Origin of the sequence: Halomonas sp. B23F22_3, from assembly GCF_043496965.1 — a bacterium.
GTDB lineage: Bacteria > Pseudomonadota > Gammaproteobacteria > Pseudomonadales > Halomonadaceae > Halomonas.
Genome location: NZ_JBIEKG010000003.1, coordinates 1 through 13,325, shown reverse-complemented (window position 1 = coordinate 13,325; position 13,325 = coordinate 1). Strand labels below are relative to the sequence as shown.

Sequence of the window (13,325 nt, the reverse complement as noted above, 5' to 3'; positions counted from 1 at the left end):
TCGGGCTCCTCTCAGGGGGTGGTGGCGCCGGTCTGGCGATGGGGCGCGGCGCACAGCCGGGCGATGTCCCAATGGGCGATGCCCCACGCGAGCTGCTCGTCCACCGGCGCCGTGGCAAGCTTGCGCGGCGGCGCCTGATCGAGCGCCGCCAGGGCCGCGTGGAGCAGCGGTCGCACCGCTTCATCGGCTTCGGGCAGGGCCGGCGCCAGGTTCTGCTTGGAGAGCTTCTGGCCGTCGTCGCCGAGGATCAGCGGCAGGTGGAGGTAGCGCGGCTCGGGATAGCCCAGTGCCTGCTGCAGCTGGCGCTGCCAGGGGGTGTTGTCGAGCAGGTCGAAGCCACGCACCACGTCGCTGATGCCCTGGTCGGCGTCATCCACCACCACTGCGAGCTGATAGGCCCAGAGGCCGTCCTTGCGCCTCAGCACCACGTCGCCGAGCGCGGCGGGGTCGAGGCGCTGTTCGCCGAACAGCCGGTCCGGCCAGACCACCGGGCGCGGGCCCAGGTCGCTGCGCAGCCGCCAGGCCACCGGTTTGGTAGGGTCGCAGACGCCGTGGCGACACCAGCCGGGATAGACGGCATGGTCGCGCCACTGCTTGCGCGAGCAGCTGCAGGGGTAGGCGAGGCCCGCGGCCTTGAGGCGCTCCAGCGCGGCGGCGTAGGCGTCATCATGGTCGTGCTGCCAGCTCACCGGGCCGTCCCAGTGAAGGCCGAAGGCCTCGAGCTGGCGCAGGATGGTGTCGGCGGCGCCGGGCGGGCAGCGCGGCGGGTCGATGTCCTCGATGCGCAGCCGCCACTCGCCGCCCGCGCGGCGGGCATCGAGGAAGCTCGCCAGGGCCGCCACCAGGGAGCCGAAGTGCAGCGGGCCCGAGGGGGTCGGGGCGAAGCGCCCACGGTAGTCGCTCATCGCGGGGCTCCGGCGTGGGGGGCCGACACGCAAACGGGCACCCTCAGGTGCCCGTCGCGGGGGGAGATCCGGGGCATCGGCATCGCCGTCAGCCGCCCAGCTGCTTTTCCTTCAGCTCGGCCAGCGTCTTGCAGTCCACGCACAGGGTGGCGGTGGGGCGCGCCTCGAGGCGGCGGATGCCGATCTCGACGCCGCAGGCCTCGCAGAAGCCGTAATCGTCCTCGTCGATCTTGTCGAGGGTCTCGTTGATCTTCTTCAGCAGCTTGCGCTCGCGATCGCGGGTGCGCAGCTCCAGGTTGAAGCCCTCTTCCTGGGTGGCGCGGTCGGCGGGGTCGGCGTAGTTGTTCGCCTCTTCCTGCAGGTGGCGAACGGTGCGGTCGACCTCTTCCATGAGCTCCTGTTTCCAGCCCAGCAGGATCTTGCGGAAGTGCTCCAGCTGCTTCTCGTTCATGTACTCTTCACCCGCCGCTGGCTCGTACGGGGTGAATTTCTTGGGAGCATCCATCTTCTTTTCTGCTACTGGCATGGGTCTGCCTCGTGTCTTGAGTGACTGCTGATCAATCCCTGCCGCGTGCAGGGTATTTCACGCCAAAGGGATGCTTGTTTATCGGAAAAAGGCGGGCGTTGCAACCTCTGGCGGCGTCGGGACTGCGGCGTCACGCCAAAAGTCGTAACATGTCAAATTTTGACCACCGGCCGTCGGAAAGATGCCCCTCGCTCTCCGGCGCGACCCAAGGAGCCTCGGATGTCCTGGAATGCCCGGGTGGCACGTATCGCCCCCTTTCGCGTGATGAGTCTGCTGGAGATCGCCCAGGCCCGGGAGGCCGCCGGTCACGACGTCATCCACCTGGAGATCGGCGAGCCCGACTTCGCCACCCCGGCGCCCGTGGTGGCGGCCGGCCGCGCCGCCCTGGATGCCGGCCAGACCCGCTACACGCCGGCGGCCGGCCTGCCGGCGCTGCGCGAGGCGATCGCCGGGCACTACGCCGAGTACTTCGGCGCCGCGGTCGACCCGGCGCGCATCCTGATCACACCCGGGGCCTCCGGGGCGCTGCTGCTGGCGAGCCAGCTGCTGGCGGGCCCCGGCGACCGGGTGCTGATGGCCGACCCCAACTACCCCTGCAACCGCCACTTCATGGCCCTGGCCGGCGCCGAAGTCGATGCCGTGCCGGTGGGGCCGGAGAGCGGCTGGCAGCTGGATGCCGAGCTGGTGGCGCGCCACTGGCAGGCTGACACTCGGCTCGCCATGCTGGCCACGCCCTCCAACCCGACCGGTCACATGCTCGACGCGGTCCGGCTCGCGGCGGTGGCCGATACCGTCAAGGCGCGCGGCGGCGATCTGCTGGTCGACGAGATCTACCAGGGGCTCTGCTTCGATCTGCCGCCGCTCTCGGTGGCCGCGACCACTCCGGACGCCTTCGTGGTCAACAGCTTCTCGAAGTACTTCGGCATGACCGGCTGGCGCCTGGGCTGGCTGGTGGCGCCCGAGGCGGCGGTGGAGCCGCTCACTCGGCTTGCCCAGAACGTCTTCCTGGCCGCCTCCACCCCGGCCCAGCACGCCGCCCTGGCCGCCTTCACGCCCGAGTGCCGCGAGATCCTCGAGGCCCGGCGCCGCGAACTCGGCCGGCGTCGCGATGCCCTGCTGGCCGGGCTCTCGCGGCTGGGGCTGGCGCCGTCGCTGCCGCCCCAGGGGGCCTTCTACCTGTGGCTCGATATCTCCCGCTACAGCGACGACAGCGAGGCCTTCTGCCGCGCGCTGCTCGAGGAGGAGAACGTCGCCATCACCCCGGGTACCGACTTCGCCCTGGCGGGGGGCGAGCACCACGTGCGCATCGCCTTCACCACTGGCGAGGCGCGCCTCGAGGAGGCGGTGAATCGCCTCCAGCGTTTCCTGGCGCGTCGCTGATGGAGTATCCGACCCTGGTGCCCGGCACCCTGCTGCGTCGCTACAAGCGCTTCCTGGCCGACGTGCGCCTCGACGACGGTCGCGAGGTGGTGGCCCACTGCCCCAACACCGGCTCGATGCGCGCGGTGAACGTGCCGGGCTGCCGGGTGTGGCTCGCCGCCAGCGACAACCCGGCGCGCAAGCTGGCCTGGACCTGGGAGCTGATCGAGCTGCCCCAGCCCGAGGGCGGCGTGGCGGCGGCCTCGGTGCACACCGGACGCGCCAACCGCATCGTCGAGGAGGCGCTGCGCGCAGGACGCGTGGCGGAGCTTGCGGGCTACGCGGCGCTCCGCCGCGAGGTGCGCCTGGAGGCGTGGGGTGAGGGGGTGACGGCGGGCAGCGGTCGTGAACGCACCCGGCTCGACTTCTGCCTCGAGGACCCCCGCCGCGCCTCGGCCTTCGTCGAGGTCAAGCAGGTGACGCTCAGGGAGAGCGACGGCCACGGCTACTTCCCCGACGCGGTCAGTGCCCGGGGGCGCCGGCACCTGGAGGCGCTGGCGGCGCTGGCCGAGCGGGGGCATCGTGCCGTGCTGCTGTTCTGCGTGGCCCACGAGGGCATCACGGACGTGGCGCCGGCCGCGCACCTGGATCCGGCCTATGCCGCGACCCTGGGCGAGGTGGCCGCACGCGGCGTGGAGGTGCTGGCGCGGCGCTGCGAGGTCCTCCGCGAGGACGGCGTGCCGGTCGCGGTGCGCCTGGGGAAGGGGCTTCCGGTCTCACTCACCCGCCAGGTGGATGCCTCCGCCCTCATCGACTGAGACGGAAATCTGGCGCAGGTGCTCGCCCTGACAGGGACCGAACACGCACTCGCCGCCTTCGGGCAGGAACAGCGCGCCGTGCATGGCGCACTGGATCAGCTCGCCGCCGGCCTCCAGGAAGCGGTCCGGCTCGGCCTCGAGGGGCACGCCCTGGTGGGGGCAGCGGTTCTCGAAGGCGCTGACCCGCCCGTGCACCCGTACCAGCAGGGCGTCGCGCCCGTCGGGCAGGCGCACGCCGAGCGAGGCGCTGTCCCCGAGGTCGGCGAGGTGGGCGATGGCGTCGGTCGTCGCGCTCATCGATCGATGTAGAAGCGCTGGATGAAGCTCACCTCGGCGGGCTCGGTGTTGCGGTCGTAGCGCACGCTCAGGTCGAAGCGCATGGGCGCGTTCTCGCGGATGCGGAACACCGCGACCTGGGAGGGCGTGTCGTTGATGCGCAGGCTGCGAAAGGCCAGCGGGCTGGCCTCGCTGCCGTCGAGCGCGGCGCTGCGGCCGTCGACCGAGGCGATCACGGGACGGATCGAGCCGTCCTCGAGGCGCTCCATCACGCTGACGTTGAGCAGCGCCATGGCCTGGCTGCGCTGGATGCCGTGCTCCCGGGCCACCGCCTCCGGCAGGAAGCTGGTGTTCACGGCGCTGTAGTGGATCTGGTAGTCCCCCACCTGCTCGAACTGCTGGGCCTGGGCGGGCAGCGCCGCGAGCAGGATCAGGCCCAGCATCAGGGCCGTCAGGCTGTGTCGCATCATCGTCGGTTCTCCCTCTGGGCTCTCGGCTCTGGGCAGTGTCCCCGGGCGCGTGGGCTCACGGCCGGCGGGCGACCCGGAAGATGGCGATCTCGCCGAACAGGTTGGGCCACCAGCGCGAGGTCCAGTGGCCCTCGTGATCGCCGATGCCCACCGCCCGGTCGACAATGCTCAGACCCTTGTCGCGGCACAGGCGTTCAAAGTCGTTGAAGGTCGAGAGGTGGATGTTGGGCGTGTCGTACCAGGCGTGGGGCAGCGAGCGCGAGACCGGCATGTAGCCCTTGAAGCCGAGGTAGGCGCGATGGCGCCAGTAGGCGAAGTTGGGGAAGGTGATGATCGCCTCCCCGGCGACGCGCAGCATCTCGTCGAGCATCAGGTCGGGGCGGCGCAGCGCCTGCAGCGCCTGGGTCATCACCACCAGGTCGCAGGCGTTGTCGTCGAAGTTGGCGAGCCCCTCGTCGAGGTTCTGCTCGATGACGTTGACGCCCTTGGCGAGGCAGGCGGTGATGCCCTCCGGGTCGATCTCCAGGCCGTAGCCGGTGACCCGCTTGTCGCGGGCCAGCGCCGCCAGCAGCGTGCCCTCGCCGCAGCCGAGGTCGAGCACCCGGGCGCCCTCGGGAATCCAGGCGTGAATCAGCTTGAGGTCGGCGCGCATCATGAGCGGTCCTCCAGGCCCAGATCCCGGGCCACGCGGTTCATGAAGCCGGCGAACACCGCCTGATAGCGGGGCTCGGGCATCAGGAAGGCGTCGTGGCCGTGGGACGAGTCGATGTTGACGTAGCTGACGGACTTGTCAGCGCGGATCAGGGCATTCACCAGCTCCTTGGAGCGCGACGGCGGGAAGCGCCAGTCGGTGGTGAAGCTGACCACCAGGAAGGGGCAGGCCGCCGGCGCGAGGGCCCGGGCCAGCTCGCCGTCATGGGCGGCGGCCGGGTCGAAGTAGTCCAGCGCCTTGGTCATCAGCAGGTAGGTGTTGGCGTCGAAGGAGGTGGAGAAGGTGTCGCCCTGGTAGCGCAGGTAGGACTCCACCTGGAACTCCACGTCGAAGCCGAAGTTCAGGTCGGTGCTGCGCAGGTCGCGGCCGAACTTCGTGCCCATGGCGTCCTCGGAGAGGTAGGTGATGTGGCCCACCATGCGCGCGAGCTTGAGACCGCGGCGCGGCGCCGTGTCGTGATCGGCGTACCAGCCGTCATGGAAGTCGGGGTCGGAGCGGATCGCCTGTCGCGCCACCTCGTTGAAGGCGATGTTCTGCGCCGACAGCTTCGGCGTCGCCGCGATGACCACGGCGTGGGCGATGCGCTCGGGATAGGAGAGCGTCCACTGCAGCACCTGCATGCCGCCGAGGCTGCCGCCGATCACCGCGGCGAAGCGGTTGATGCCCAGCCGGTCGGCCAGCCGCGCCTGGCTGTGCACCCAGTCGAGCACCGTGATGATCGGGAAGTTCGGGCCCCACTGGCGGCCCGTCTCCGGGTTCTCGCTGGTGGGGCCGGTGCTGCCGTGGCAGCCGCCGAGGTTGTTCACCGAGACCACGAAGAAGCGGTCGGTGTCGATCGACTTGCCGGGGCCGATGTGGGCGTCCCACCAGCCCGGCTTGCGCTCGTCGGCGGCATGATAGCCGGCGGCGTGGTGGTGCCCGGAGAGGGCATGGCAGATCAGGATGGCGTTGGAGCGCTCGGCGTTGAGCGTGCCGTAGGTCTCGTAGACCAGGTCATAGGCCGGCAGCGTCCTGCCGCAGGCCAGGGCCAGGGGGTCGGCGAAGTGCGCCGTCTCGGGCGTCACCAGGCCGACCGAATCGCGGGGAAACTCGGGCATCGGTGTGTGGTGTCCAGTCGTTGTCATGAGCCAGCGTCAGAGGCCGACCAGGGCCCCGACGACACCCGCGGCGCGGGTCAGCGAGCCCACCACGATACCATCGATCAAGCTGATGGCGATGAACACCACGATGGGCGACAGGTCGATCATGCCCAGCGGCGGAATCACCCGGCGCACCGGCGCCATGATCGGCTCCACCAGCTGCATCACCAGCAGCGCGCCGGGGTGACTGGCCTGCGGCGCCACCCAGCTGAGGATGATCATCACGATCAGCGCGAAGAAGTAGATCTTGAGGATGGCGTTGGCGACGGCGGCCACCGCACCGATCGCCACGCTTGCGATCGGCGCCATGCCGAAGCCGGCGAGCTGCAGGATCAGGATGATGCCGATCGCCTTGATCACGAAGGCCGTGGCCAGGGTCGCCAGGTCGAAGCGGCCCATCACCGGCCCCAGGAAGCTCTGGAAGGGACGCACCGCCGGCTGGGTGACCCTCACCACCGACTGGCTGATGGGGTTGTAGTAGTCCGCCCGGGATGCCTGCAGCAGGAAGCGCAGCATCAGCAGGAAGATGTAGATATTGATCAGGGTGTTGACCAGCAGCAGGCCGGCGCTTCCCAGTTGACTGCCCATCGGGGCTCCTCCATGTCCTTGAAACGTGATCGTGGGGGCGTATCGCCCCGAGGGCTCAGCGCTGGCCGAGCTCGTCGGCCATCTCGGCGGCGCGGTCGGCACAGGCGGTCATCGCCTCGGCCATGATGCGGCGCAGCTCGGCCTGCTCGAGATGCGCGATGGCGCGCTCGGTGGTGCCCCCCGGCGACATCACGTTGCGCTTGAGCTCGGCCGGCGGCTTGTCGCTTGCCAGCGCCATCTTGGCCGCGCCCAGCGCGGTCTGCATGGCCAGGCGGCGGGCGGTGTCGGCCGGCAGGCCGAGCTTGACGCCGGCCTCCTCCATGGCCTCGAACATCAGGAAGAAGTAGGCCGGAGCGCTGCCGGAGACGGCGGTGACCGCGTCGAGCAGGGCCTCGTCCTCGACCCACTCCACCAGGCCTACCGCCTCCATCAGCTCGGTGGCGAGGCGGCGCTGGGCCGCGTCGACCCGGTCGTTGGCGTAGAGGCCGGCGGCCCCGGCGCCGACCAGGGCGGGGGTGTTGGGCATGCAGCGCACCAGCGGCAGCTCGCCGCCGAGCCACGCCTCGAGGGTCTCGGCCGGCAGCCCCGCGGCCACCGAGACGATCAGCGGCCGGCGCGCCTGGACGGCGTCGCGCATCTGCTCGCACACGTCGCGCATGATCTGCGGCTTGACCGCCAGCACCACCACGTCGGACTGGGCGACGGCCGTGGCGTTGTCGGTCTCGGTGCGGATGCCCAGCCGCTCGCGCAGCGGGGCGAGCACGTCGTCGCTTGGCGAGGTGGCGATGACGTCGTCGGGCGCGAAGCCGCTCTCGATCATCCCGCCGATGATGGCGCCGGCCATGTTGCCGGCGCCGATGAAGGTGACTGTGCTGGCCATGGGATCTGTCCTTCTGATGGTGGAAAGCCTCGGCCGGCAGCCGGCGCGGGCGGGATTATCGTGTGTGACGTTCGCCGAAGATGGCGGTGCCCAGGCGCACCAGGGTGGCGCCCTCGGCCACCGCGGCCTCCAGATCGGCGCTCATGCCCATGGAGAGGGTATCCAGCGGCGCCTCGGGGAAGCGCTCGCGAAGCGCTTCCAGGGCCTGGCGCAGCCGGGCGCAGGGCAGGCGCTGCTCGGCTTCGGTCTCGGCCGGGGCGGGGATCGCCATCAGGCCGCGCAGCCGCAGACGCGGCATCGCCAGCACGGCCTCGGCGAGCGCCGGAAGTGCCTCGAGGGAGACGCCGGACTTGCTCGCCTCGTCGCTGATGTTGACCTGCAGGCAGATGTCCAGCGGTGCCAGGTCCTCGGGGCGTTGATCGCTCAGGCGTCGGGCGATCTTTTCCCGGTCTACGCTATGCACCCAGGAGAAGCGTTCGGCCACGTCGCGGGTCTTGTTGGATTGCAGCGGCCCGATGAAATGCCAGACGATGCCCGTGAGATCCGCCAGTTCGGCCTGCTTGTCCAGGGCCTCCTGGAGGTAGTTCTCGCCGAACTCGCGCTGGCCTTCGTGCCAGGCCTGACGGATCAGGGCGGCGGGCTTGGTCTTGCTCACCGCGAGCAGCCGGGCGGCATCGGCGGGGCGTCCCGCGGCGTCGAGCGCCGCGACGAGCCGGGCGCGAGCGGCGGCCAGCGACTCGGAAAGTACCAGGTCCGTCATGTCGTAGGGTCTGTCATACTGGTCATACAGTAGGGAACCTCATCCCGGAAGCAGGGGAACCGCATGGATATTACCGAACTGCTGGCATTCTCGGCAAAACAGAACGCCTCGGACCTCCACCTCTCGGCGGGCCTGCCGCCGATGATCCGCGTCGATGGCGATATTCGCCGGCTCAACGTGCCGGCCATGGAGGACCGCGAGGTCCGCAAGCTGATCTACGACATCATGGCCGACCGCCAGCGTCGCGACTACGAGGAATTCTTCGAGACCGACTTCTCCTTCGAGGTGCCGGGCGTCTCCCGCTTCCGCGTCAACGTCTTCAACCAGGCGCGCGGCGCCGGGGCGGTGTTCCGCACCATCCCCACCGAGGTGCTGACCATGGAGGACCTGGGCATGGGTCCGGTCTTCCGCCAGCTCTCGATGCTGCCCCGCGGCCTGGTGCTGGTGACCGGGCCCACCGGCTCGGGCAAGAGCACCACCCTCGCGGCGATGATCGACTACATCAACGATAACCGCTTCGAGCACATCCTCACCATCGAGGACCCGGTGGAGTTCGTCCATCGCAGCAAGCGCTGCCTGGTCAACCAGCGCGAGGTGCACCGCGATACCCACGGCTTCGCCCCGGCCCTGCGCAGCGCCCTGCGCGAGGATCCGGACATCATCCTGGTCGGCGAGCTGCGTGACCTGGAGACCATCCGGCTGGCGCTGACCGCGGCCGAGACCGGCCACCTGGTGTTCGGCACCCTGCACACCACCTCGGCGGCCAAGACCATCGACCGGATCATCGACGTCTTCCCGGGCGAGGAGAAGTCCATGGTGCGCTCGATGCTCTCCGAGTCGCTGCAGGCGGTGATCTCCCAGACCCTGCTCAAGCGCCAGGGCGGCGGCCGGGTGGCGGCCCACGAGATCCTGGTGGCCACGGCGGCGGTGCGGAACCTGATTCGCGAGGACAAGGTGGCGCAGATCTACTCGGCGATCCAGACCGGCGGCAATCTCGGCATGCAGACCATGGATGCCGCGCTGGCGCGGCTGGTCACCGACAACACCGTGGCGCGCGAGGAGGCTCAGGCCAAGGCGAAGGGCGTGCTGGCCTGAGCACGGATAACAAGGAGGCAGGGACATGACGGCAAAAGAGTGGCTCCACCAGCTGCTGGACATCATGGTGCAGAAGGAGGCGTCGGATCTGCTGATCTCGGTGAACGCGCCGCCCACCCTGAAGATGGCCGGCCAGCTCATCCCCCTGGGCGACCAGGGGCTCAGCGTGGCGCAGGTCAACGAGCTGGTCGGTGCCTCGCTGCCCGATGCGCAGCGGGAGCGCTTCAAGACCGAGCACGAGGCCAACTTCGCGCTGAGCCTCAAGGGCATGGGGCGCTTTCGCATCAGCGCCTTCCAGCAGCGCAACCAGATGGCCATGGTCGTGCGCCGCATCGGCTTCGACATCCCCCACCTGGAGGAGCTCTCGCTGCCCCCCGCCTTGGGCGAGCTGGCCAACATCAAGCGCGGCCTGGTGTTCGTGGTCGGCGGCACCGGCACCGGCAAGTCGACCACCCTGGCGTCGATGATCCAGCAGCGCAACGAGACGATCGGCGGCCACATCATCAGCGTTGAGGATCCCATCGAGTACGTGCATCCGCACCGCAAGGCGATCATCAACCAGCGCGAGGTGGGCATCGACACCGAGTCCTTCGAGGTCGCCCTGAAGAACACCCTGCGCCAGGCGCCGGACGTGATCCTGATCGGCGAGGTGCGCACCCGGGAGACCATGGAGCACGCGCTGACCTTCGCCGAGACCGGCCACCTCTGCCTGGCGACGCTGCACGCCAACAACGCCAACCAGGCGCTGGATCGCATCATCAACTTCTTCCCCATCGAGCGCCACGCCCAGGTGTGGCTCGACCTCTCGCTCAACCTCCACGCCATCGTCGCCCAGCAGCTGCTGCCCACGGTCGACGGCGGGCGCTGTCCGGCGATCGAGATCATGCTCAAGTCGCCGCTGATCGGTGACCTGGTGCGCAAGGGCGAGGTCGGCGAGATCAAGAAGATCATGGCACGCTCCCGGGATCTCGGCATGCAGACCTTCGACCAGGCGCTCTTCGACCTCTACAAGGCGGGCAAGATCAGCGAGGAGGTGGCGCTGGTGCATGCAGACTCGGCCAACGATCTGCGCATGATGATCAAGTTCGGCGACGAGAGCAGCGACGGGGTAGCCGGGGCCAAGGAGGCGGCCAGCCACCTCTCGCTGCGGGGCGAGGACGACTTCTAGCGGCTCGGTTCGCGCTCGCTCCCAAGGATGCTCAGGGGGCGTAGAGTCCGCCGAGCACCCGGTCCCCGGCGGCGCCGGTCACCGAGGGCAGGTTGCCCGGCTGGCCGGCGAGGCGCCGGGCCGCCAGCCAGGCGAAGGCCCCGGCCTCCAGCCAGTCGGCGGGCCAGCCCCAGTCGTCGCTGGTGGTGAGCGGGGTCTCGGGCAGCCGGCGCGCCAGGCGGGCCAGCAGGTCCGGGTTGTGGGCGCCGCCGCCGCAGGGAATCAGTCGCGCGGCCGGCGGCGCCGCGAAGTGCTCCCGGGCCATCTCTATGCCCAGCGCCACGCTGGCGGCGGTCAGCTCGGCCAGCGTCGCCTGCACGTCCTCCGGTGATGTCCCCTCTTCTAGATGCTTTTCCAGCCAGTCCAGATGGAAGACCTCGCGGCCGGTGCTGCGCGGCGGCGGGCGGTGGAAGAACGGGTGTGCCAGCAGGCGGGCCAGCAGCGCCTCGTCGACGCGCCCCGAGGCCGCCCAGGCCCCGTCGGCGTCGAAGCGCCCGCCGCGATGGCGGGCGTGCCAGGCATCCATCAGGGCATTGGCCGGCCCGCTATCGAAGCCCAGCGGCGGGCGTGAGTCCTCGGCGGGTGGCAGCAGCGTGAGGTTGGCGAAGCCACCGAGGTTGAGCACCAGGCGCCATTCACCGGGCGCCCGGAACAGCGCCTCATGGAAGGCCGGGGCCAGCGGGGCGGCCTGGCCGCCGGCGGCCAGATCGCGTCGGCGCAGGTCGCCGACCACCGGACGGCCGGTGAGCTCGGCGAGCAGGCTCGGGTTGTCGAGCTGCAGGGTATAGGCCGGGCCGCCGTCATGGCCCCAGGGGGCGTGCTCGATGGTCTGGCCATGGCTGCCGATGGCGGCGATGCTCTCCCGCGCCACGCCGCTGCCGGCGATCAGCGCCTCGATGGCGCTGGCCTGCAGGCGGCAGAAGGCATCCTCGGCGGCCGCCAGCTCGGCGAAGGCCACGCGGTCGGCATGACAGAGGCGCCACAGCAGGTCGCGCAGCGGCTCGGGCATCGACGCGGCATGGGTGGCGATCAGGCTCGGCGGCTGCCCCGGGGTGATATCGACGAGGGCGGCATCGACGCCGTCGAGACTGGTGCCTGACATCAGGCCGATGAAGAGGCTCATGGGGACTCCCGGGCGGGCTCAACCGTGGGTGGTCGGACATGGTACCATCCTCGACCATTCGAACACCGAGTGCCCGCCGGGTCGCGGGCCGCCTGCTGAGTGGAGAGGAGACAATGACCGATGTAGCTGGCGCCCTGGCGCTGCTCAAGCGCGGCACCCACGAGATCCTGCTCGAGGACGAGCTGGAGAAGAAGCTGGCCTCCGGGCGCACGTTGCGCATCAAGGCGGGCTTCGATCCCACGGCGCCGGACCTGCACCTCGGGCACAGCGTGCTGCTGACCAAGATGCGTCAGTTCCAGGACCTGGGGCACGAGGTGATCTTCCTGATCGGCGACTTCACCGGCCGCATCGGGGATCCCACCGGCAAGAACGTGACGCGCAAGCCGCTCACCGAGGAGGAGGTCAAGGCCAACGCCCAGACCTACAAGGAGCAGGTGTTCAAGATCCTCGATCCCGAGAAGACCGAAGTGCGCTTCAACGCCGAGTGGTTCTCGGCCATGAGCGCGGCGGACATGATCGAGCTCGCCGGCCAGAGCACCGTGGCGCGGATGCTCGAGCGCGACGACTTCGACAAGCGCTACAGCGCGGGCCAGCCGATCTCCCTCCATGAGTTCCTCTATCCGCTGGTGCAGGGCTACGACTCCGTGGCGCTGGAGGCGGACGTGGAGCTCGGCGGCACCGACCAGAAGTTCAATCTGCTGATGGGTCGCGAGGTCCAGAAGCACTTCGGCCAGTCGCCCCAGGTGGTGATGACCATGCCGCTGCTCGAGGGCCTCGACGGCGTGCAGAAGATGTCCAAGTCGCTGGGCAACTACGTCGGCGTCGACGAGTCGCCGGGGGCGATGTTCAACAAGCTGGTCTCCATGCCCGATAGCCTGATGTGGCGCTACTTCGAGCTGCTCTCGCTCAAGCCCAACGAGGAGATCGAGGCGCTCAAGCGCGATGTCGAGGCCGGTGCCAATCCGCGCGACATCAAGATGGTCCTCGCCCGTGAGTTGATCGGTCGCTATCACGGCGAAGAGACGGCCGCCAACGCCCATCGCAGCGCCGGTAATCAGCTCGCCGACGGTGAGCTGCCGGAGGACCTGCCCGAGGTCGAGGTCGACTTCGAGGGCAGTGCCCAGGCGCCGATCGCCGCGGTGCTCAACCGCTCGGGGCTCGCCAACAACAGTGCCCAGGCCAAGGACATGCTCGGCAACGGTCGGGTCAAGGTCGAGGGCGAGGTGGTCGAGCGCGATCATATGCTCGACACCGGCAAGAGCTATGTCATCCAGGCGGGCAAGAAGCGCTATGCCCGAGTGATCCTCGTCTGAGGCGCGCCTCTCTAGCGCTTCAGTCCGCCCAGGCTGCCCTGGTCACGACGCCCGCCCTGTGCGGGCGTTCGTGTCTCTGGAAGGCGGGAAATCTATCCACACCCGGTCGTCGCGCCGCGCGCTCGAAGGCATTGTGGATAAGCTTCCGTTCATC

General features: G+C 69.6%; 15 protein-coding genes. 5 read left to right on the top strand and 10 right to left on the bottom strand.

Annotated features, from left to right (window positions below; all coding sequences use genetic code 11):
• Positions 1-11 precede the first annotated feature (11 nt).
• Positions 12-905 (bottom strand): tRNA glutamyl-Q(34) synthetase GluQRS, encoded by an 894-nt coding sequence (gene gluQRS / locus ACGTNG_RS06445; protein WP_394576197.1) that lies wholly within the window; start codon positions 903-905, stop codon positions 12-14.
• Between the two features lie 88 nt (positions 906-993).
• Entirely contained in the window at positions 994-1,431 is a 438-nt protein-coding gene (dksA, locus tag ACGTNG_RS06440) for an RNA polymerase-binding protein DksA (RefSeq protein WP_108446021.1), read from the bottom strand.
• A 219-nt stretch (positions 1,432-1,650) separates the two neighbouring features.
• Between dksA and ACGTNG_RS06435 the strand changes: the two genes are divergently transcribed.
• Positions 1,651-2,811 carry a pyridoxal phosphate-dependent aminotransferase gene (locus ACGTNG_RS06435; RefSeq protein ID WP_394576196.1) on the top strand — a complete coding sequence of 387 codons (1,161 nt, stop codon included), beginning with the start codon at positions 1,651-1,653 and terminating at the stop codon, positions 2,809-2,811.
• Positions 2,811-3,608: a DNA/RNA nuclease SfsA gene (sfsA, locus tag ACGTNG_RS06430; RefSeq protein WP_394576195.1), complete on the top strand. Its 798-nt coding sequence runs from the start codon at positions 2,811-2,813 to the stop codon at positions 3,606-3,608. The genes ACGTNG_RS06435 and sfsA overlap by 1 nt, the downstream gene beginning before the upstream one ends.
• Here sfsA and ACGTNG_RS06425 read toward each other — a convergent pair.
• Genes ACGTNG_RS06425 through ACGTNG_RS06395 form a run of 7 tightly spaced genes read right to left on the bottom strand, consistent with a single transcriptional unit; the run spans position 3,567 to position 8,433 of the window.
• Entirely contained in the window at positions 3,567-3,905 is a 339-nt protein-coding gene (locus tag ACGTNG_RS06425; protein WP_394576194.1) for a Rieske (2Fe-2S) protein, read from the bottom strand. The genes sfsA and ACGTNG_RS06425 overlap by 42 nt on opposite strands.
• The gene (locus ACGTNG_RS06420; protein WP_394576192.1) at positions 3,902-4,354 is read right to left on the bottom strand and encodes a DUF4426 domain-containing protein; all 453 of its coding nucleotides are present in this window, start codon (positions 4,352-4,354) and stop codon (positions 3,902-3,904) included. Before ACGTNG_RS06420 ends, ACGTNG_RS06425 begins: the two co-directional genes overlap by 4 nt.
• 55 nt (positions 4,355-4,409) lie before the next feature.
• The gene (gene metW / locus ACGTNG_RS06415; RefSeq protein ID WP_394576711.1) at positions 4,410-5,006 is read right to left on the bottom strand and encodes a methionine biosynthesis protein MetW; all 597 of its coding nucleotides are present in this window, start codon (positions 5,004-5,006) and stop codon (positions 4,410-4,412) included.
• Positions 5,006-6,163 carry a homoserine O-succinyltransferase MetX gene (gene metX / locus ACGTNG_RS06410; protein ID WP_394576191.1) on the bottom strand — a complete coding sequence of 386 codons (1,158 nt, stop codon included), beginning with the start codon at positions 6,161-6,163 and terminating at the stop codon, positions 5,006-5,008. The genes metW and metX overlap by 1 nt, the downstream gene beginning before the upstream one ends.
• 36 nt (positions 6,164-6,199) lie before the next feature.
• Positions 6,200-6,793, bottom strand: coding sequence for a YggT family protein (locus ACGTNG_RS06405; protein ID WP_394576190.1), 594 nt, complete (start codon positions 6,791-6,793; stop codon positions 6,200-6,202).
• A 55-nt stretch (positions 6,794-6,848) separates the two neighbouring features.
• Complete coding sequence (gene proC / locus ACGTNG_RS06400) at positions 6,849-7,673, bottom strand: pyrroline-5-carboxylate reductase (protein ID WP_394576189.1); 825 nt, start codon at positions 7,671-7,673, stop codon at positions 6,849-6,851.
• Between the two features lie 55 nt (positions 7,674-7,728).
• On the bottom strand, positions 7,729-8,433 hold the full coding sequence (locus tag ACGTNG_RS06395) for a YggS family pyridoxal phosphate-dependent enzyme (protein ID WP_394576188.1): 705 nt from the start codon (positions 8,431-8,433) through the stop codon (positions 7,729-7,731).
• Positions 8,434-8,496: 63 nt separating this feature from the next.
• Here ACGTNG_RS06395 and ACGTNG_RS06390 point away from each other — a divergent pair, with 63 nt between their 5' ends.
• Together ACGTNG_RS06390 and ACGTNG_RS06385 are read left to right on the top strand one after the other, a co-directional pair.
• Entirely contained in the window at positions 8,497-9,528 is a 1,032-nt protein-coding gene (locus tag ACGTNG_RS06390) for a type IV pilus twitching motility protein PilT (RefSeq protein ID WP_394576187.1), read from the top strand.
• Between the two features lie 25 nt (positions 9,529-9,553).
• Positions 9,554-10,696, top strand: a complete 1,143-nt coding sequence (locus ACGTNG_RS06385) for a PilT/PilU family type 4a pilus ATPase (protein WP_394576186.1) — start codon at positions 9,554-9,556, stop codon at positions 10,694-10,696.
• Between the two features lie 31 nt (positions 10,697-10,727).
• On the opposite strand, the gene ACGTNG_RS06380 is transcribed toward ACGTNG_RS06385, so the two are convergent.
• A complete protein-coding gene (locus ACGTNG_RS06380; RefSeq protein ID WP_394576185.1) occupies positions 10,728-11,858 on the bottom strand; it encodes an anhydro-N-acetylmuramic acid kinase in 1,131 nt (376 codons plus the stop codon).
• A 113-nt stretch (positions 11,859-11,971) separates the two neighbouring features.
• Between ACGTNG_RS06380 and tyrS the strand changes: the two genes are divergently transcribed.
• On the top strand, positions 11,972-13,171 hold the full coding sequence (tyrS, locus tag ACGTNG_RS06375) for a tyrosine--tRNA ligase (RefSeq protein ID WP_394576184.1): 1,200 nt from the start codon (positions 11,972-11,974) through the stop codon (positions 13,169-13,171).
• Positions 13,172-13,325 lie beyond the last annotated feature (154 nt).